Source organism: Bradyrhizobium sp. C-145, from assembly GCF_023375135.1.
Lineage (GTDB): Bacteria > Pseudomonadota > Alphaproteobacteria > Rhizobiales > Xanthobacteraceae > Bradyrhizobium > Bradyrhizobium zhanjiangense.
In genome coordinates this window covers 7408627-7427723 of record NZ_CP088150.1, presented here as the reverse complement: position 1 = coordinate 7427723, position 19097 = coordinate 7408627, and the positions used below count along the sequence as shown (strand labels likewise).

Genomic DNA, 19097 nt, shown 5'->3' with positions numbered 1-19097 from the left:
ATAGCAGATTATCGTCGATATGAGAATAGATCATGTTGCGCCGCAAAGGAGACCTGCCATGATCGAATCCCGTACCGCCCCTTATGCCGCGCTGGTGCTGCGCGTGACCCTGGGCGCCCTGTTCCTCGCCCATGCCAGCCTGAAGCTCTTTGTCTTCACCCCGGCTGGCACCGCAAAGTTCTTCGGCAGCCTCGGTTTCCCGCCCGAGCTCGCCTATCTCATCATGACCGTGGAAGTCCTCAGCGGCGTCGCGTTGATCCTCGGCGTCCGGACCCGCTATGCGGCGCTCGCCGGAATCCCGATCCTGCTCGGCGCGATCTTCTCGGTGCACGGCGCGGCCGGCTTCTTCTTCACCAATCCGAAGGGCGGCTGGGAATTCCCCGCCTTCTGGGCGATCGCGCTCGCGGCGCAGGCCCTGCTCGGCGACGGCGCCTACGCGCTGCGTCCCTCGCGTGACGTCGAAGCGGCCGGCGGCCAACTCAGCGGCGCGCATTCGCGCTGATATCGGCCATCGTTGAAACGCGGGAGCTGCGGGATCACGATCCCGCGGCTCTTTTTGTTGCGCGGGTTATCTGGGCCGGTTGATGCTATGTCTGCTCGTCATTGCCTTCGTGCCGTGGCTCTCGACCGTGCTGCCGCGCGCGTTCGGCTATTGAAGGAGTCTTGCCCTTGAAAGTCCTGCTGGCCCACACGCCGGAGATGCGGCGGAACTATTATGGCGATCGCAGCCTGAACGGCCTGCGCGCGGCCGCCGAGGTGATCCTGCACGAAGGCGACGAGCCGCTGGACGCAGCCGGCCTCGTGCGTGCGGCCAAGGATGCCGACATCATCGTCGCCGACCGCATGACGGAGGGACGCGGCGAGATCTTTGCGCAGCTGCCGCGCCTGCGTGCCTTCGTCCGCTGCGCCGTCGACATTCGCAACGTCAATGTCGATGCGGCCTCAGAGGCCGGCGTGCTCGTGACTCGTGCCGGCCCCGGCTTCGTTCAGGCGGTGGCCGAGCTCGCGCTCGGCTTCATGGTCGATCTCTCCCGCGGCGTGTCGCGCACCACGGCGGACTACCAGGCCGGCCGCAAGCCTGAGGCGCGGATGGGCCGCCAGCTCGCCGGCAGCCGCATCGGCATCATCGGATATGGCAGCATCGGGCGCTATCTCGCCGAGGTGGCAAAGGTGCTGCGCATGGAGGTGCTGGTCGCCGATCCCTACGCGACCGTCAGCGACGCCGCGATCCGGCATGTCTCTCTCGACGATCTCCTCGCCGCATCGGACTACGTCGTCTGCCTCGCCATCGCCAACGAGCAGACCGAGAACCTGATTGGGGAAGCGGCACTGGCGCGGATGCAGAAGCACGCCGTCTTCATCAATCTCTCGCGTGGCAATCTCGTCGACGAGGCGGCGCTCGCGCGGGCATTGCTCGAGCATCGCATCGCCGGCGCGGCCATGGATGTCGGTCGCGCGCCCGACCAGATGCCGACACCGGAGCTCGCAAAGCTGCCGAACGTGATAGCCACGCCGCATGTCGGCGGCTTGACCCCGCAGGCGATCGAATATCAGTCGCTGGAAACGGTGCGTCAGGTCGAGGCGGTCGTCAAAGGCGAGATCCCGCAAGGCGCCGTCAACGCCGACCGCTGGACGCGGCGGCCTTGATCCGCGCTAAAGCCGATCCACGGCCTTGAACGACCCGTCCTTCTGGATCACCGTCAAATATACCTTCGGCGGCGCGTCGATCATGCGCGTGCCGACGGTGACGATGCTGCCGCTGATATCGAAGCGGCCGACGTCGTTGATGGCGCGCAAGAGGCTCGCGCGCGTCGGGTTCGGTCCGGCCTTCTCCAGCGCGGCGGCCGCGAGGCGGCCGGAGAGATAGCCTTCGAGCGACACGAAATCGGGCGTCAGCGCGGGGTCGAATGCTGTCTGGGCTGCCTGGTAGTCGGCGACGAGCCGCAAGGAGCGATCCCAGGGAGACGGCACGACCTGCGAGACGATGACGCCTTCGCCCTCGGGGCCGAGCTCCTTCGCGAGCGCATTGGCGCCGACGAAGGAGATGTTGACGAAGGTCGGACGAGCGCCGCTGCGGTGAGCGAGCTTGATGAACTCGGCACAGGGACCATAGGTCCCGACCATGACGATTGCTTCGGGGTCGGCACGCTTGATCATGCGCCAGGTCTGAGCAACCGCGCGGGTGTTGCGCTCGAAGGTGCCTTCGGCAGCGAGCTCGAGGCCGCGCCTGGCGAGCGCGCGCTTCACGCCAGTCAGACCGTCACGGCCGAAGGAATCATCCTGATAGAAGATGCCAATGCGGGTGAACTTGCGATCCTCGGTGAGGTGCTTGATCCAGGCTTCGGCTTCCGCGCCGTAGCTCGCGCGGATGTTGACGACGTTTGCAAGTTCGAGATCGCGCAGGAATTCGGCGCCGGTGAACGGGCCGATGAAGGGCACGTTCCTGACGCTGGTGATGGGAATCGTCGCCATCGCAGTCGGCGTGCCCACCGCGCCGATCAGCGCGAACACCTTGTCGTCCTCGATCAGCCGCAGCGTCTGCGCCACCGAGCGGTCGGGGTCGTAGCCGTCGTCGCGGCTGATCAATTGCAGCTTGCGGCCGTGCACGCCGCCTTTGGCGTTGATCTCGGTGAACGCCGCGACGATGCCTTGCCGCATGCGCTGTCCGAGCGCGGAAGAGGGACCCTCGAGCGCGGCGGCCTGGCCGAACAGGATCGCATCCGCGCTGACGCCGGCCTCGTCGGCTTTGGCCGCGAGCATGGTTGCGGCCAAAAGCGCGATGGCCAGGACGACGCATGGCGCCGATCGAAATCGATACATCGGGGAGGTCTTGCCGGATGAACGGAGAAGCTCCGCGAAGCATATCCCGGCAGCCTGAATAGCTCGCTAATTGGGCGATGCACCGGCGGACCGTAGTACTCCGGGTAAAACCGGCAAGTTACTTCCACAATGCCGCGCCATTGGCGCACTTCATTAACTAAGCCACGCAATGCACAACGGCCCGGTTCCGAAATTGTGCAGTTCTTAACCGCGTCCTTGTTCCGATAGTGGTTCCGGCACCTCAACCAGAGGTTCGGTGCGTCGCGAAGAGGGGACGGGGGCGGTTTCAGGATGGGCGACCGCGATCAGAACGATCAGGATCGGAAACGCATGACCGGACGGTGGCGTGCCGCGGCGCAGCTCGGGCTGTATCGTCCTGCGCTCGTCGCGATCGGCGTCGGTGTCTTGTTCTCGCTGGTTGGCGCGGCCGCCGTGGCGCGATGGGAGGACCGCGTCAACAAGATCGAGTTCGAGAACGCGGCCGAAACCGAAGCGATCGTCATGCAGAACGGCATGAACGAGTATATCTCCAGGCTCGTCGCGCTGCGCACGCTGTTCGAGTCCACCAACGAGGAAATCACCCGCAGCGAATTCGAGACCTTCAGCGCTCGGCTGTTTGAGCGCCATCCCGGCATGCTGCGCATCGCCTGGCTGCCGCGCGTGAACCGCAAGGAGCGCGCCGACTACGAGGCCGCGGCGATCACCGACGGCGTGTCCGGCTATCGCATCAAGGCGCTCCAGGACAAAGGCTTTGTGACCGCACCGCAGAGCGACGAGTATTTTCCGGTGTTCTACTCGACCCAGCCGAAGACGTCTTCGGTCTACGGCATGGATTATTCGACGGTGCCGGAGCGCCGCGCAGTCCTGGAACGCGCGCGCGACAACGATCGGTTGGCTGCCATTCGCACCCGCCTCTATGAGCCGAAGGAGGGCGGCCAGCTGCCCGACGTCCTCGTCGCCATTCCCGTCTACGCCAAGGGAACCTCGCGCGAGACGGTCGCGGACCGCCGCCGCAATCTCGCCGGCTTCGTCGTCGGCATCTTCGATCTGCCGCTGCTGATCCAGACCATTCGCGTGACGACCGGAGCAAGCCCCGCCATCAGCGTGAATGTCTATCCGCCCTTCACGGGGCAGATCGTCAGCCTGGAGCAAACGCAGCCAGATTATTCGTCGGCTGCAAAGGCGCCGCAGTCGATGCGCGATGTCGCACGCACCCTGCACTGGTCGGGCACTCTCAAGATCGGGGATACCGATTGGCAGGTGCGCGCCATGCCGTCAGCGGGCGGTTCACTGGAGACGTCCTACGATCGCGCCGCCGCAGTCCTCATCGTCGGCATGCTGCTGACGTTGTCGCTGTCGACCTATCTCATGCTCGCCAGCCGCAATTCACGCCGGCTGTCGGTTGCGAACCGGCGGGTGCTCGAGCTCGCCCAGACCGACATTCTGACCGGCCTGCCGAACCGCGCCTTCTTCCTCGCCCGGCTCGACGAGCTCAATGGCCGATTGAAGGACGATGGCCCGACCTTCTCCATTCTGATGCTCGACCTCGACCGCTTCAAGAACGTCAACGATTCCCTCGGTCACGGTGCCGGCGATGCACTGCTGCGCCAGGTGGCGCAGCGGCTGAAATCCGCGGTGCGGGCGAGCGACGTGCTGGCGCGGCTCGGCGGCGACGAATTCGCCATCATCCAGGAGCGGTGTCAGGATCAGCGCGCCTGCTCGACCGAATTGGCGGGACGGATCGCCAAGCTGGTGGCCGAACCCTTCCTGCTGCCCGGGCATCGCGTCGAGATCGGCACCAGCATCGGCATCGCGATCGCGCCCGATCACGGTAGCGATCAGGAACAGCTGTTGAAGAAAGCGGACCTCGCGCTCTATCGCTCGAAATCGGCGGGCCGCAACTGCTTTACCATCTATGACGAGGCGATGTCGGCCGAGCTCGAGGCGCGCAACACGCTGGAAGGCGACTTGCGCGACGCCATCGCGCAGTATCAGCTCGAGGTGCACTACCAGCCGTTCGTCGATGCCCTCAGCGGCGCGCGGCGCGGCTTCGAGGCGCTGGTGCGCTGGCGGCATCCGACGCGCGGACTGATCCCGCCGGACCAGTTCATTTCGCTCGCCGAGGAGACCGGACTGATCGTGCCGCTCGGCGAATTCGTGCTGCGCCGCGCCTGCGCTGACGCCGCCAACTGGCCGCCCGATCTGATGGTTGCCGTGAACCTGTCGCCGATCCAGTTCAAGGAGGCGGAGTTGTTCGAGATGATCTCGGCGGCGCTCGCAGATTCCGGTCTGCCGCCGCAGCGGCTGGAGATCGAGATCACGGAATCCGTGCTGCTGGAGCGCGGCACCGAGAACCACGCCTTCATGGAGCGGCTGAAGCATCTCGGCATCGAGCTCGCGCTCGACGATTTCGGCACCGGCTATTCCTCGCTCAGCTATCTGACTGCGTTCCCGTTCGACAAGATCAAGATCGACAAGTCGTTCATTCGCAACCTCACGCATCAGCCGCGCAGCTCCGCCATCATCTCCTCGATCGTCACGCTGGCGCGCGGGCTGGACATGTCGGTCACCGCGGAAGGCGTCGAGACCCGCGAGGAGTTCGAGCGGCTGAAGGCGCTTGGCGTCAATTTTGCGCAAGGCTATCTGTTCGGCCGTCCGCAGCCGATCGAGCGGATCCTGTTCGACGCGCCCGCCAAGCGCTCACGGCGCGACGCCGCCTGAGCGCGCGCCTCGAAGGATGGACGCAGGGCCGCTCTCAAATGCGACCGCGCTGTCGCTCAGCGGGCATGCATGAAAAGCGCTTGACCCGGATTTCCCGAGATGGTCCCAAGGACCGTCCAGGAATGAAATAAAAATAACATGCGGCTTCCATTCTTCTACGGCTGGGTCGTGGTCGCCGTGACCTTCGTCACCATGGCCATTGGCGTCAACGCACGCACCGCCTTTTCATTGTTCTTTCCGCCCATCATCTCCGAATTCGGCTGGGAGCGCGGCATCACCGCGGGCGCCTTCTCGTTCGGCTTCGTGGCCTCGGGCGTGGTCAGCCCGCTGATCGGCCGGTTGATGGACCGCGCCGGCCCGCGCGCCGTGATGGAGCTCGGTGTGGTGCTGATGGGTGGAGGCCTGCTGCTCGCACCGCTCACGAGCTCGCCCTGGCATCTCTATGTCACCATCGGCGTCATGGTCGGCGCCGGCTCGGTGTGTCTCGGCTATTCCGGCCAGTCGCTGTTTTTGCCGAACTGGTTCATCCGCAAACGCGGCTTCGCCATTGGCATCGCGTTTGCCGGCGTCGGCATCGGCTCGGTGACGTTGCTGCCATGGGTGCAGCACATGATCGAGCAGACCGGCTGGCGCACCGCCTGCACCGCGATGGGACTGCTCGTCGTGATCGTGCTGACGCCGATCAATCTGCTGCTGCGCAAGCGCCCCGAGGACGTCGGCCTTCAGCCGGACGGCGATGCTGCTCCGGCCGCGGGAGCGGCAAAGCCCGTCTCCAACGTCGTCGATCCCGTCTGGGCCCACACCGAGTGGACGCTGAAGCGCGCCGTCGCAACTGCACGATTCTGGTGGATCGCGCTCGGCTATTTCTGCGGCCTGTACATCTGGTACGCGGTGCAGGTGCACCAGACCAAATTCCTGCTCGACATCGGTTTCAGCCCTGGCGTCGCGGTGTGGGCGCTCGGCATCGTCAGCCTGCTCGGCATTCCCGGCCAGATTCTGCTCGGCCATGTCTCCGACCGGATCGGGCGGGAATGGGTGTGGGCGATCAGCTGTGCGGGTTTTGCAATTTGCTTCGCGGCGCTGATGGCGCTGAAGTTCCAGCCGTCATTGTGGCTGGTCTACATCATGGTGTTCACGCAAGGCGCGCTCGGCTACGGCCTCACCTCGATCATGGGCGCCGTGGTGTTCGAGATTTTTCAGGGAAGGCACCAGGGCAGCATTTTTGGCACGATCATGCTGGCCGCGCTGGCGGGCGGTGCCGCCGGTCCGTGGGTGACCGGCTTTCTCTACGATCGCGCCGGCGACTACACGCTCGCCTTCGGAATCGCCATGATCGTGAGCGGATTGTCGGCGCTTTCGATCTGGCAGGCCGCGCCGCGCAAGGTGCGGGCCGTGGCCGGCCGGCTGCACGAGCTTCAGAGCGAAACAGGTGCGTGACAGGTTCCTCATGCACCGCATTGCCGTCGTCTCCTTGGCGGAACGTTAAGCACGTCGCGTCTTGGTGGGACGCGACCGGATGCAAAAAAGATATTGCACACCACCGGAGCGTTAGCGTCGGTTGATTGCCGCTCCTTCCGATACCCTCCGGTTCCCACGATGTCTGCCTCCGATTGCCTAGTGACCGAAATGCCGGACGTACTATTGGCTGCGCTCGAACGCGCCGACGATGCCATCATCATCGTCGACAGCGCGCGTCGCATCACGCATTTCAACGCCGGTGCGGAGCGGATCTGGAAGCTTGCGCGCGCTGAGGTGCTCGGCCGCGACGCCGAACTCCTCACTCTCAAATGCCTGCACGCCGACCCGATCGCGGAGTTCCGCGACGAGATCAGCCTCACGCGGCATGACGGCAGCCGGATCAGGACCGCCATCTCGCTTTCGTCCGTTGCAAACGGCGGCGTGACTCATCACGTCGTGTTCGCGCGCGACGTCACCACTGAAGCGGAACGCCGCGCGCGCATCGCGCTGCTCGACACCGTCTCGGACCAGACCAACCGCGCCGTGCTCATTACCGACACCGAGCTCGACATCCGCTACACCAATGCGGCGTTCACGTCGTTGTTCGGCTATTCAGCCGCGGAAGCTGAGGGGCGGCGCGCAACCGACCTGCTGGCCGGCCGTCACACCAACCGCAAGGCGCTGACGAGGATCGGACGGCGCCTCATCAGGGGCGGTCCGGGCGGTGAAGCCGAGGTCCTGATCTACACCAGGGACGGCGAGGAGATCTGGGTCGCCGCCCGGATTGACGCCTTTCGCGACAGGAAGGGCCGGGTCAAGCACATCTTCGCGCTGCTCGAGGACATCACCGAGACCAAGCAGCTGCGCTCGCTCCAGCAACTCATCATGGGCGCGCTCGCCGACGAGGTGCCGATCGGCGAGATCGCCGACCGGCTCTGCCGCCGCGTCGAGCAGATTGCGCCCGACGTCGTCTGTTCGCTGCTTCACGTCGATGCCGCCGGCCTGATCCATCCGCTCGGCGGCCCAAGCCTGCCCGACGATTATTCCCGCGCGCTAGACGGCGTGGCCATCGGCCCCGACGTCGGCTCCTGCGGAAGCGCCGCCTTTCATGGCGAGCCGGTGCTGGCGACCGACCTCGACACCGATCCGCGCTGGCAGCCCTACAAGGCGATGCCGCTCGCGATCGGGCTGCGTGCCTGCTGGTCGACGCCGGTCAAGGCCAAGGACGGCCGCGTCATTGCGACCTTCGCCTTCTACTATCGGGAGCCGCGCGCGCCGAGCAGCTGGCACCGGCGCATCGTCGAGGCCTGCGTCAATCTCGGCGCCTTCGCCATCGAGCGCAAGGAGGCGCGCGCCGAGATCGCGCGGCTCGCCTATCACGACATCCTCACCGGGCTGCCGAACCGCGCGCAGCTGCGGCACCTGATCACCACCGCGATCGACGCCTGCCCGACCGGCAGCCATGTCGCGCTCGCCTTCCTCGACGTCGATCATTTCAAGGATGTCAACGACACGCTGGGTCATGCCGCCGGCGACGAGCTTCTGGTCCAGCTCGCGCAGCGGCTGCGCGAGCAGATCGGGCCCGAAGATATGTTGGGGCGGCTCGGCGGCGACGAATTCGTCATCCTGCTGCCGCAACGCAATGCCGAGAGCGCCGAGCGCGTCGCGGCCGGCATCACCGAAGCGCTCGCCGCGCCCTTGAGGCTTGGATCGAAGCTGATGCCGATGTCGGCCAGCATCGGCATCAGCCTCTATCCCGATCTTGCCACCGACATCGATACTTTGATGCAGCAGGCTGATGCCGCCATGTACATGGCCAAGCAGGCCGGGCGCTCGACCCATCGCCTATTCAGCGCCGAGATGAACCTACTTGCCGAGCAGCGGCTGGCGCTGATCGCAGCGCTGCGCCGCGCCATCGCGGAAGGCGCGCTGAGCCTCAGCTACCAGCCGCAGATCCGCAGCTGCGACGGCGCCATCCACGGCGTCGAGGCGTTGGCGCGCTGGCACGATGCCGTGCTCGGCGACGTCTCGCCGGCGAAGTTCATTCCGCTTGCCGAGGAGTGCGGCCTGATCGAGCAGATCGGCCTGTGGTCGGTGCGCGAGGCCTGCCGGCAGCTGGCGAGCTGGCGTCGCGCCGGACTCAACATTCCCAGTGTGTCGGTGAACCTGTCGCCGATCAATTTCCGCAACGTCACGCTGGCTGCGCGGCTCAAGGACATCCTCGCCGAATACGAGCTGCCGCCGAATGCCTTGATGCTCGAGATCACCGAAGGCGCGTTCATGCAGGACGGCGCTGCCGCGCTGGAGACCATGAACGCAATCCGCGAGCTCGGCGTCGGGCTCGCGGTCGATGATTTCGGCACCGGCCATTCCAGCCTCAGCCGGCTCGTGCATCTGCCGATCCGCGAATTGAAGATCGACCGCAGTTTCATGCGCGACATCGAGAACGACGCTGGCGCGCTCGCCATCGCCACCGCGGTGGTGCGCGTAGGCCAAGGCCTCGGCATGACCGTCGTCGCCGAGGGCGTCGAGACCGAGGGCCAGCGCAGGACGCTTGCCGAGCTCGGCTGCGACGTCGTGCAAGGCTTCCTCTACGCCCCCGCGCTTCCCCCCGCCGCCTTCGAGCGCTGGGTTATCGAGTACTGCGCCGAGCAGGGGAGGGCGATGCTGGGTCGATTCGACATCGCGTCGGTGGACCGCGGCGCGGCGAAGCGGTCGGCGTAGAGCGTTGCTGTGGGCCGGTAATGTCCTGGCTCAGGCATTCGGTTGCAGGAACGTGCCGTATTGCCTGCTCGCGGCGACCGAGGCCGCGGCCTGTCCAATGATGCGCATCGCCGCCATCATGGGCCACGGCCCAAGGCTCACCCGCCGAACGCCGACTCGAGCAAGATCCCGGATTTCGGGAACACCTTGCGTCACCATGATGTTGACCGGCAAGGGCGTGAGTTGGACGAGCTTCTCGATGTAGGCGAGGTCGTTGAGGCCGGGCACGAAAATCCCGTCAGCGCCGGCCTCGGCATAGACCTTCGCGCGCCTGGCCGCTTCATTCAGGCACTCATCCGGCGATCCAATTTTCAGCAGGAACGGGTCGGTTCTCGCGTTGATGAAGAGATGAACTCCCAATTCTTGCGCAGTATCCCGCACCGCCTTGATCTTCGCTGCATGCTGTTCGGGACCGACGAGTTGCCGCTTTCCGCCCGATAGCCCGTCTTCGATGTTGATGCCGATGGCGCCGGCTTTCAACACCTCGCTCGCCGACTTCGCAGCGGCCTGCGGGGTGTCGCCATATCCTGCCTCCAGATCGATTGAGACCGGAACCGACACGGACGCGGTGATCCGCGACACCAGACCTGTGACCATGTCGAGCGGGACATTTTCTCCGTCCGCATACCCGAGCGCAGACGCGACCGCCCCGCTGCTGGTCGCTATCGCCGGAGAGGTCTTTGCAATCGTTTTAGCGGTGGCGGCGTCCCAGGCGTTGAACAGGACGAGCGGATCCCCCTTCCTGTGAAGCCCGCGAAACGTCTCGGCGTATTGCTGCTGTGTCTTGGCGTCCATCGTGCTCACTCCAATGAAAATGTGCATTCAGTCGGGTGCGTGCGTCCTGAACCAGTCCATGATCAGACCGGTGACTTCGGCCTCACGCTCAAGGTGCGGGAAGTGGCCGACATCGGGCAGGACAATCCGCTGGTGCGGCCCCTTGAAGAGCGGCTCCTCCTTCAAGGAGTACCTCGCTGTCGGATCGTTGCTGCCATAGATCGTCAGCGTCGGCGTATGCATCTCGTTGATCGGCAGCCGGCCGGCATGTCCTGCATCGGTCAGGCCCCCGTAGTATTTGAGCGCCGCCGCCATGGTGCCGGGAGAGCTGAGCGTCTGCTTGATCGAACGGAGATGCTCGACATCGTCGAATGTCGGTGACCACAGCTTCCAGAGGTAGTCGACGAAGGGGAGTCCCTCGATGTTCACCGCCGACTCGGCGCCGGGCATCTGGAAAAAATAGACATGGAAGATGGATCGGACGAGGTCCGGATCCCTCCTGATGCTTGAAAATGTGATCGGGTGTGCGGTGTTCATGACCACGGCGGCTTTGATCGCCGACGGCGCCGTAGCCAGGGCCTGAAAGGTCGAAGTGCCGCCCCAATCCATGCCGACGACCCGTGCTTGTCCGTCGTCGCTCAGCGCCGCGATGAGCGCTTCGAGATCCTCGCCGAGCGCGATGGGATCGAACACCCCGTCGGCGGGGATCTCGGTCGGCGCATAGCCCCGCAAGAACGGCGAGACGACCCGATAGCCAGCATCCGCGAAGACCTGCAATTGCTTCCGATAGGACCAGGCGTTGTCGGGAAAGCCATGCATGAACATGACGAGCGGTCCGCTCCCCTGTTCGAGATAGGCGAACCGCAAGCCATTGGCGTGCACGTGTTTCAGGACGGGTTCACTGCCGGTGTTCGGCTTTGCAGCTGCGGTGGCTCGGGCATTCATCGCCATTCTCCATGTCATCGTCTGCGCTTGACCAAATATGTGCGTAGCGCACATGTTTGGTCAAGTTGTTTTTTGTGCGCAGCGCACATATTGTTCGGTTCATGGAAACCGGAATCGCGAATTTACTGGGGGCGCTTTCGCTCGCCGTCATGGATCGTATCGAGCAGGGCGCGCGCGAGGTCATAGGCCGCGGCGGTGAGACGCCCGCGGCACTCGTCGTGATCGGCTACGGCCAGGGCATGACCAACGACAAGCTCCGGCGGATCCTTGGCCTGTCGCATTCCGGAACCGTCCGTCTGGTCGACCGTCTGGTTTCGGATCGACTGGTCGAACGCAGGCCAGGAAAGGACGGCCGCGAGATCGCCTTGTACCTGACGGCCACGGGCGCGGCGGCCCGGAATGATCTGATGGCATCCCGGATTTCGGCCGTTGCGTCACTCCTGGATGTGTTGTCGCCGGCTGAAACCAAACGGCTGGGAACGCTGATCCATGACCTGCTGGCAAGGCAGGACACCTCCGAGATGGACCGCTTCACGATCTGCCGCAGGTGCGACGACAGGGTGTGCACCAATTGCCCGTTGCCGACGAACAAGAGCAAACGCGACCGCTAGCGCAAGGCGGCGCACGCGGCGGCCGCGAGCTGAAGCCTACTTCGCGGGCACCTCGCTGGTGGCAACGATCGTAAATAGTATGATGTATGCAAGACGCTATTTCGCGGCGAGGAATGCAGTCAGCTCTCCGCAATTATCCGCGCTTGATCTCGCCTGATGGCTCTGTTTGGATGAGTTTGGTCGGGGCAATCGTATTTCGGATAATCATGGTGGATGAAATCAACGGATACCGTCGGTCATTGGATGCTCGTTCGCGGGAAAGCATCGCGACCGTCCACCGCACTGGCATCGGCAATCGGCTGCTGGCGGCGTTGCCGCCTGCGGATCTCGCTCTGCTGACGCCCTACTTCCAGAAGGTCTCGTTCGAAGCCGATGCCGTCCTGGTGCGGTCGGGCGACGAGCTCGACCCGGTTTATTTTCCCCATAGCGGCGCAATCGCCTTCATGCTCGATATGCCGGACGGGCAATCGGTCGCAACCACCTTGATGGGACGGGAAGGGGCTTTGGCATCGTTTTCCGTGCTCGGCCCGGCGCTTTCATCCGTGACCGCGATTGCTCGCATGGCCGGCACGGCGTCGCTGATCTCCGCCGCCAAATTCAGGGCTGCCTATGCACAAAGTGCGGCCATCAGGAATGTCGTGCAGGTCCACGCCCGCGCGCTGTTATTGCAGCTCCAGCACGTCGCTGCTTGCAACGCGCTGCACCGGGTGGATGGCCGCCTGGCACGGTGGCTGCTGCAGCTTCACGACCGCGTTCCCGACGACCCTCTTCCGGTGACGCAGGAGGCGCTCGCGCAATTGCTCGGGGTGCGGCGCACGACCGTGACTCTGACGATGAACAAGCTACGCGAGGCCGGCGCCGTCCCATACGACCGGCGCGGGCTCATCAAGATCGATCGCGCTCGGCTCGAGAAGGTCGCATGCGATTGTTATGCGCTCATGCAGCACAACATCGATCGAATGTATTGCCAGGAATTGTCGGTGCCGCAGCCTGCCCATCCGCCGTTCCGGCAAAGCGCCTTCGTCGCCTCCGACGGAGCGAGTGGTGAATCCAGAGCCGTTTCGCGGGCGGGAAAATAGAGAGCAGAGCCTGGAATCGCGCTTGGCAATGCTCGACTGCACGCCAGCGACGAAAATGGCACTACAACTCTCCAGCCGCTTTCAGCCCGACGCCAACCCCGTCCTCCGCCGCAAATCCGTGATCGCGCGCAGAAAGCTGTCGGCCGGCGTGGTCTCGGGATCGATCAGCCGGTGCAGGCGAAAACCGTCTTCGAGCGCGAGCACGACGGAGGCCATCCAGGGCGGGTTCAGGCTGTCATTGCGGCCGTTGCTCTTCAACGTCGCCTCGACGATGTCGGCGATCAGCTTGCGCCGCGCGCGCAGGCGCTTGGCAAGTTCCGGGCGGCGCTTCTCGGCGCGCGCGACGAACAGGATCATCTCCATGTGCAGCAGCGGCGAGCGGCCGAGCGGATCCTGCTTGCTGCGATCCATCGTCTTCAGTGCCGCGATGAAATCGTCGAGATTGTCGTGCTGCGCGAGGATGTCCAGGTTGCGGCGGATCGACTGCTCGACATGGTCCTCGAGCATGGCGATGATCAATTCCTCCTTGCTCCTGAAGTTGGAATAGAACGCGCCGCGGGTGAAGCCCGCCGCGGCCGCGATCGCCTCGATGCTGGCGCCGCCGATGCCGTCTTCCTCGAACACGCGCGCGGCCGCCTCGAACAGTCTGTCGCGCGTATCGTCCCTGGTCGGCCTGGTTCTCACCCTTGACATCCCGGCAGCTTAGGGCAGAATGCAACTCGATACAACAATGTATCGAGTTGATTTCCAGGGATGGTTACGCCGGGCTGTCGGGCAGCCTTGCGTATTCGTGTCATGCGGCAACCGATTGAGGTCACCATGAACGAGCAAGTGCAAGGCGCGAACGGCGATCCGTTGTTCAACCCGCTGTCGCCGGACTTCATCCGCGATCCCTATCCGCATTACGACCGGCTGCGCACACGATGGATCCGATCCATGTGACGCCGTTCGGCCAGTTCGTCACCAGCCGCCACGCCGATGTCAGCCTCGTGCTGCGCGACAGGCGTTTCGGCAAGGATTTCGTCGAGCGCTCCAAGCGCCGCTATAGCGAAAAGATCATGGACGAGCCGGTGTTCCGCAGCATGAGCCACTGGATGCTGCAGGCCGATCCGCCCGATCACACCCGCCTGCGCGGCCTGGTCGTGAAGGCCTTCACCGCCCGCCGCGTCGAGGACATGCGCCCGCGCATCCAGGAAATCGTCGATCAGACCATCGACGCCGTGATCGATCGCGGCCACATGGACCTGATCGCGGATTTCGCCTTCCGCCTGCCTGTCACCATCATCTGCGACATGCTCGGCATTCCCGAGGAGCACCGCGAGACCTTCTACAAGAGCTCGCGCGACGGCGGGCGGCTGCTCGACCCGGTGCCGCTCTCGCCGGAGGAGATCAGCCAAGGCAACGCCGGCAACCTGATGGCGCAGATGTATTTCCAGCAGCTGTTCGAGCTGCGCCGCCGCAATCCCGGCGACGATCTCATCACCCAGCTCGTGCAGGCCGAGGAGGACGGCAACAAGCTCACCAACGAGGAGCTGACCGCCAACATCATCCTCTTGTTCGGCGCCGGCCACGAGACCACCGTCAATCTGATCGGCAACGGCCTCCTGGCGCTCCACCGCAATCCGGACCAGCTCGCGCTCCTGAAGGCGCGGCCCGAGTTGATGGTGGGCGCGATCGAGGAATTTTTGCGCTACGATTCCTCGGTGCAGATGACCGGGCGCGTCGCGCTGGAGGACATCGACGATCTCGGCGGCGTGAAGATCCCCAAGGGCGAGACCGTGCTCTGCCTGCTCGGCTCGGCCAACCGCGATCCGGCGGTCTATCCTGACCGGCCCGGCCGGCTGGACGTCACCCGCCAGAATGTGAAGCCGCTGTCGTTCGGCGGCGGCATCCATTTCTGCCTGGGGGCCCAATTGGCGCGCATCGAGGCCGAGATCGCCATCGCGACGCTGCTCCGCCGGCTGCCGGATTTGCGCATCGACGACGTCGTAAACCCGCAGTGGCGGCCGACCTTCGTGCTGCGCGGCCTGACGCGGCTGCCGGCGAGCTGGTGAGGGCGCTCAGCGTTAACCTCCGCGCGCAACAGTCGCTGTGACTTCGCCACACTTCCCCCTATATAAGGGGCTGTTCCGGCCCGCCTGAAGCCTTCCCAGGGCAAGGTCTGGTCCGGGCGCCGTTTTGGCCGAGGGGAGACCCGTGCAGACGACGCTGCTCGGATTGGCGATTGCCTTCATCATTGCGCTTTTGGCCGCGCTGATCGGGCCTTACTTCATCGACTGGAACCAGTTCAGGCCCCAGTTCGAGGCGGAGGCCAGCCGGATCATCGGCGTGCCGGTGCGGGTGGCGGGCGCGCTCGATGCACGGCTGTTGCCGGCGCCGACGCTGCGGCTGCGTTCGGTCACCTTCGGCGGCAACAACGATCTCGGCCGGCTGCGCGCCGACAAGCTCGACGTCGAGTTCAGCCTGGGCCCCCTCATGCGCGGTGAATGGCGTGCCACCGAGCTTTCGGTCGGCGGCATGGCGGTCGATCTCGGCCTGGACGCGCGCGGGCGGGTCGATCTGCCGTCCACTGCGAGCGGCGCCTTCAATCTCGGCTCACTCGCCATCGAGCGGCTCAATCTCACCGGCCGCATCGCCCTGCACGATGCCGCCAGCCGCTCGACGCTGGAGCTGAGCGACATCGCCTTTTCCGGCGACGTGCGCTCGCTCGCGGGCTCGGTGCGCGGCGACGGCCGCTTCACCGCCAACGGCGTGCGCTACCCGTTCCGCATCTCCTCCGGCCCGACCGCCGACGGCAATGCCACCCGCCTCCATCTCAACATCGATCCGGGCGAGCGCGCCATCCTCGCCGATCTCGAAGGCGTGCTCGCCTTCGACAACCGCCTGCCGAAATTCGACGGCGCGCTGACGCTCGCCGCGCCCGCGACAAAGAAAGCAGGCGAGCCGGGGCCGACGCCCTGGAAGCTCACGACGAAGCTCAAGGCCGATCCGGCCGGCGCCAAATTCGACCAGATCGAGGCCAGCTACGGCGTCGAGGACGCCGCGCTGAAGCTCGGCGGTGTCGGCGACCTCAAATTCGGTGCCTCGCCGCTGCTGCGCGCGGTGCTCTCGGCGCGGCAGGTCGATGCCGACAAGCTGACGGCCAAGGATGCTGCCAAGGATGCTGCCAAGGACGATGCCGATCCGCAGCGCGTCCTGCCGGCGCTGCGCGCAGGGCTGGCCGCGATCCCGCAGGCGCCGATCCCGGCGCAGCTCGAATTCAACTCCGACCAGATCATGCTCGGTGGCCGTCCGCTCCAGAACATCAGCGCCGAGCTTCAGACTGACGGACGGTCCTGGACCTTCCAGCGGCTCGAGCTGCGTGCGCCGGGCATGACGCAACTTTCGCTCAACGGCGCAGCTCCCGGCGCCGACAGCTTTAGCGGCCGCCTCAACGTCGAGTCCTCCGATCCTGACACGCTGGTGGCTTGGCTTCAGGGCCGCAGCGAGGTCAACCGCCGCAGCACGCGGCCGCTGCGCCTTGCGGGCGACGTGACGATTGCCGCCAACCATCTCGCCATCGACAGGCTGAAGGCCGAGATCGAGGGCGGCGCGGTCGAAGGCCGTATCGCCTTCGTCCAGACCGGCGCCAGCAAGGGCTCGCGGATCGATGCCGAACTCAAGGCCGACCGTCTCGACCTCGACGCCGCCGCAAGTTTTGTGCGCGCGCTCGCCGGGCCGCAGGGCGAATGGCCGGAGGAGGCAAAGCTCTCGCTCAATATCGGCCGCGCCATCTCCGCAGGACAGGAGCTGCGGCCCTTCATGGCAAAGCTCGGCTACGGCCCGGCGTCGCTGTGGCTGGAACAGTTGCGGTTCGGCCAGGCCAGCGGCGTGACCACGGAGGCGAACGGCAGTTTTGATCGCAAGAATGCCACCGGCAAGCTCGCCTTGAAGTCGTCAGCGAATTCGCTGGGCGAGCTGACCGCGCTGATCGAGCCGTTTGCGCCCGCGGTGCATGCGCGCTTCGATGCCATGCCGGCATTGCCAGGTGCGACGCGCCTGAAGCTCGACCTCAGCCTCGACAAGAACGCCGAGCATGCCGATCGCAGCAACGCCCGCGTTGTGTTCGATCTCGACGCGCCGCAGCTCAAGGCGACCGCGACGCTGGCCGCGCAGACGCCGGTGGCCGCCGTCAGCGGCATCGACATCGACCGCCTGCGCAACAGCGACTTCACGCTCGATTCGAAAGTATCGACGCCGCAGGCCGGCGCACTGGTGGCGCTGCTCGGTCTGGATCGCATCGTGGCCGCAGGTGAGGGCGCTTCGCAGTTCGAAGGCAAGCTGACCGGCACCTGGCAGAAGCCGCTGCAATTGAGTGCAAAACTCAGCGGCGGCGGGCTGGACGCGGATGCGCAAGGCAATTTTGACTGGTCGGCATCCAAGGGCAGTGCGAACCTGCGCGTGCGCAACGCCAATCTGGCGCCGCTGTTCGGAACCAGCTCCGTCGGCAAATCAGCGCAGAGCGTCAACCTGTCCGCGCGCGTTGGCCTGTCCGGCAATCGGCTGATCTTCGACGATCTCGACAGCACCGTTTCAGGCTCGCATCTGCGCGGTCATCTTGCGGTGACGCTGGATCAGGAACGGAGTGTCGATGGCGAGGTGGGCCTCGATTCGCTCGATGTTGCGCCGACGCTCGCGATGGCGATCGGAGCGGCCGGACATGATGCCGGCGAGCCGCTGAATGCGGGGCTCATCGGTGGCTGGCGCGGCCGCATCGCCTTCCAGGCGCTGCGCGGAACGCTGCCCGGCGGCATCGAGCTGCGCCCCTTCGCGGGCACGATCCGCGGCGACGGCCAGTCGCTTGCGCTCGATGCGCTCAAGGGCGGCATCGGCGGCGGCGAGATGTCGGCAAGTCTCGATGCGCGCAACGGCGCCAATGGCCTGGCGTTGAATGCGCGCATCGATCTCAGCAATGTCGATGCGGCGACGCTGCGCTACCGCGACCTCGCGCTGCCCAAGGGACGCGCCTCGGTGCAGATGGCGCTGACCAGCCAGGGCCGCAGCGTCTCGGCGCTGACCGGTGCGCTCGCCGGCAACGGCACGGTGACGCTCGACTCCGCCGAGATTGCAGGCCTCAATCCCCGCGCGTTCGAGATCGCCATCCGCGCCAGCGACGGCGGCCAGGTCAGCGACGACAACAGGCTGCGGCAGCTGGTCGAGCCCGCGCTATCGGCAGGCCCGATCGCGGTGGCCTCGGCGCAGATCCCGTTCACGATCCGCGATGGGCGCCTGCGCGTCGGCGCGACGCCGCTGGAAGCGAAGAACGCCCGCGCCATCGTCTCCGGCGGCTACGACATTCCCGCCGACCAGGCCGACATCCGCGCCAGCCTGACGCCGATCATGACCGGGCTCTCCGGCGCTCCGCCGGAGATCCAGCTGTTCGCGGCAGGCCCGCCCGACAAGCTGAGCCGCACCGTCGATCTCGCGCCGCTGTCCTCGTGGCTCGCGGTGCGCACGATCGACCGCGAGACGCGCCGGCTCGATGCGATCGAGCGTGGCGAGCCGCCGCCCGCGACCGCCGCACTGCCGACGCTGGTCTCTCCCGATGCCGCGCCGGAGCAGGCGCCGGCCAATGTGCCGCTGCCAGGGCCGGATCCGCGCCGCGCGCCGGCAAAGTCAAAGGGACCACCGACGCCGAAAGCCCCGCACGCCGCCCCCGCCGCGCCGAGCCCACCGCTCGCAAGCCGGCAGCTTGCGCCGCTGCCGCCGCCGATCGACGTGAAGCCCGCTCCGGGCCCGCCGCCCGCCAAGCCCAAGCCAAAACCGCCGCTGGTGCTGACGCCGCAGAATCCGTAGCCAGATCAGTTTGCGCGGATTGGCCGCGAGCTCGCCCACCTCTCCCGCTTGCGGGAGAGGTGGGCGCGCTCAAAGAGCGCGGCGGGTGAGG

The 19097-nt window shown here is 65.8% G+C and carries 12 protein-coding genes and 1 pseudogene; 9 read left to right on the top strand and 4 right to left on the bottom strand.

Translation table 11 applies throughout. The features are described from left to right. The first annotated feature begins 58 nt into the window (after positions 1–58). Positions 59–502, top strand: a complete 444-nt coding sequence (locus tag LRP30_RS34910) for a DoxX family protein (protein WP_249757754.1) — start codon at positions 59–61, stop codon at positions 500–502. A 167-nt stretch (positions 503–669) separates the two neighbouring features. Next, positions 670–1647: a hydroxyacid dehydrogenase gene (locus tag LRP30_RS34905; protein WP_249757753.1), complete on the top strand. Its 978-nt coding sequence runs from the start codon at positions 670–672 to the stop codon at positions 1645–1647. A gap of 6 nt (positions 1648–1653) precedes the next feature. Here LRP30_RS34905 and LRP30_RS34900 read toward each other — a convergent pair whose 3' ends face one another. Continuing rightward, positions 1654–2820 (bottom strand): ABC transporter substrate-binding protein, encoded by a 1167-nt coding sequence (locus LRP30_RS34900; protein WP_249757752.1) that lies wholly within the window; start codon positions 2818–2820, stop codon positions 1654–1656. 330 nt (positions 2821–3150) lie between these two features. Here LRP30_RS34900 and LRP30_RS34895 point away from each other — a divergent pair, with 330 nt between their 5' ends. The 3 genes from LRP30_RS34895 to LRP30_RS34885 all read left to right on the top strand — a co-directional run bounded on the left by LRP30_RS34895 (position 3151) and on the right by LRP30_RS34885 (position 9723). Beyond that, positions 3151–5541, top strand: a complete 2391-nt coding sequence (locus tag LRP30_RS34895) for an EAL domain-containing protein (RefSeq protein ID WP_249757751.1) — start codon at positions 3151–3153, stop codon at positions 5539–5541. A gap of 138 nt (positions 5542–5679) precedes the next feature. Then, complete coding sequence (locus tag LRP30_RS34890) at positions 5680–6978, top strand: MFS transporter (protein WP_249757750.1); 1299 nt, start codon at positions 5680–5682, stop codon at positions 6976–6978. A 159-nt stretch (positions 6979–7137) separates the two neighbouring features. Next, entirely contained in the window at positions 7138–9723 is a 2586-nt protein-coding gene (locus tag LRP30_RS34885; RefSeq protein ID WP_249757749.1) for an EAL domain-containing protein, read from the top strand. Positions 9724–9753: 30 nt separating this feature from the next. Here the strand turns inward: LRP30_RS34885 and LRP30_RS34880 are convergent, their stop codons facing one another. Continuing rightward, positions 9754–10557 (bottom strand): isocitrate lyase/phosphoenolpyruvate mutase family protein, encoded by an 804-nt coding sequence (locus LRP30_RS34880; RefSeq protein WP_249757748.1) that lies wholly within the window; start codon positions 10555–10557, stop codon positions 9754–9756. A 27-nt stretch (positions 10558–10584) separates the two neighbouring features. After that, the gene (locus LRP30_RS34875) at positions 10585–11481 is read right to left on the bottom strand and encodes an alpha/beta hydrolase (RefSeq protein WP_249757747.1); all 897 of its coding nucleotides are present in this window, start codon (positions 11479–11481) and stop codon (positions 10585–10587) included. Positions 11482–11537: 56 nt separating this feature from the next. On the opposite strand from LRP30_RS34875, the gene LRP30_RS34870 reads away from it, so the two are divergent. Both LRP30_RS34870 and LRP30_RS34865 read left to right on the top strand, forming a co-directional pair. Next, positions 11538–12092 carry a MarR family winged helix-turn-helix transcriptional regulator gene (locus LRP30_RS34870; protein WP_245473509.1) on the top strand — a complete coding sequence of 185 codons (555 nt, stop codon included), beginning with the start codon at positions 11538–11540 and terminating at the stop codon, positions 12090–12092. 239 nt (positions 12093–12331) lie between these two features. Next, complete coding sequence (locus tag LRP30_RS34865; protein ID WP_249761903.1) at positions 12332–13171, top strand: Crp/Fnr family transcriptional regulator; 840 nt, start codon at positions 12332–12334, stop codon at positions 13169–13171. 81 nt (positions 13172–13252) lie between these two features. Here LRP30_RS34865 and LRP30_RS34860 read toward each other — a convergent pair whose 3' ends face one another. Beyond that, positions 13253–13864, bottom strand: a complete 612-nt coding sequence (locus tag LRP30_RS34860) for a TetR/AcrR family transcriptional regulator (RefSeq protein ID WP_249757746.1) — start codon at positions 13862–13864, stop codon at positions 13253–13255. A 126-nt stretch (positions 13865–13990) separates the two neighbouring features. On the opposite strand from LRP30_RS34860, the pseudogene LRP30_RS34855 reads away from it, so the two are divergent. Together LRP30_RS34855 and LRP30_RS34850 are read left to right on the top strand one after the other, a co-directional pair. Next, positions 13991–15225: pseudogene (locus tag LRP30_RS34855) on the top strand (cytochrome P450). A gap of 142 nt (positions 15226–15367) precedes the next feature. After that, the gene (locus LRP30_RS34850; protein ID WP_249757744.1) at positions 15368–19006 is read left to right on the top strand and encodes an AsmA-like C-terminal region-containing protein; all 3639 of its coding nucleotides are present in this window, start codon (positions 15368–15370) and stop codon (positions 19004–19006) included. Positions 19007–19097 lie beyond the last annotated feature (91 nt).

Bases quoted from the DNA above. Each gene is read 5' to 3' on its own strand.
- LRP30_RS34910 (WP_249757754.1), top strand. From the start codon at position 59: ATGATCGAATCCCGTACCGCCCCTTATGCCGCGCTGGTGCTGCGCGTG.
- LRP30_RS34900 (WP_249757752.1), bottom strand. From the start codon at position 2,820: ATGTATCGATTTCGATCGGCGCCATGCGTCGTCCTGGCCATCGCGCTT.
- LRP30_RS34895 (WP_249757751.1), top strand. From the start codon at position 3,151: ATGACCGGACGGTGGCGTGCCGCGGCGCAGCTCGGGCTGTATCGTCCT.
- LRP30_RS34890 (WP_249757750.1), top strand. From the start codon at position 5,680: ATGCGGCTTCCATTCTTCTACGGCTGGGTCGTGGTCGCCGTGACCTTC.
- LRP30_RS34885 (WP_249757749.1), top strand. From the start codon at position 7,138: ATGTCTGCCTCCGATTGCCTAGTGACCGAAATGCCGGACGTACTATTG.
- LRP30_RS34880 (WP_249757748.1), bottom strand. From the start codon at position 10,557: ATGGACGCCAAGACACAGCAGCAATACGCCGAGACGTTTCGCGGGCTT.
- LRP30_RS34875 (WP_249757747.1), bottom strand. From the start codon at position 11,481: ATGAATGCCCGAGCCACCGCAGCTGCAAAGCCGAACACCGGCAGTGAA.
- LRP30_RS34860 (WP_249757746.1), bottom strand. From the start codon at position 13,864: ATGTCAAGGGTGAGAACCAGGCCGACCAGGGACGATACGCGCGACAGA.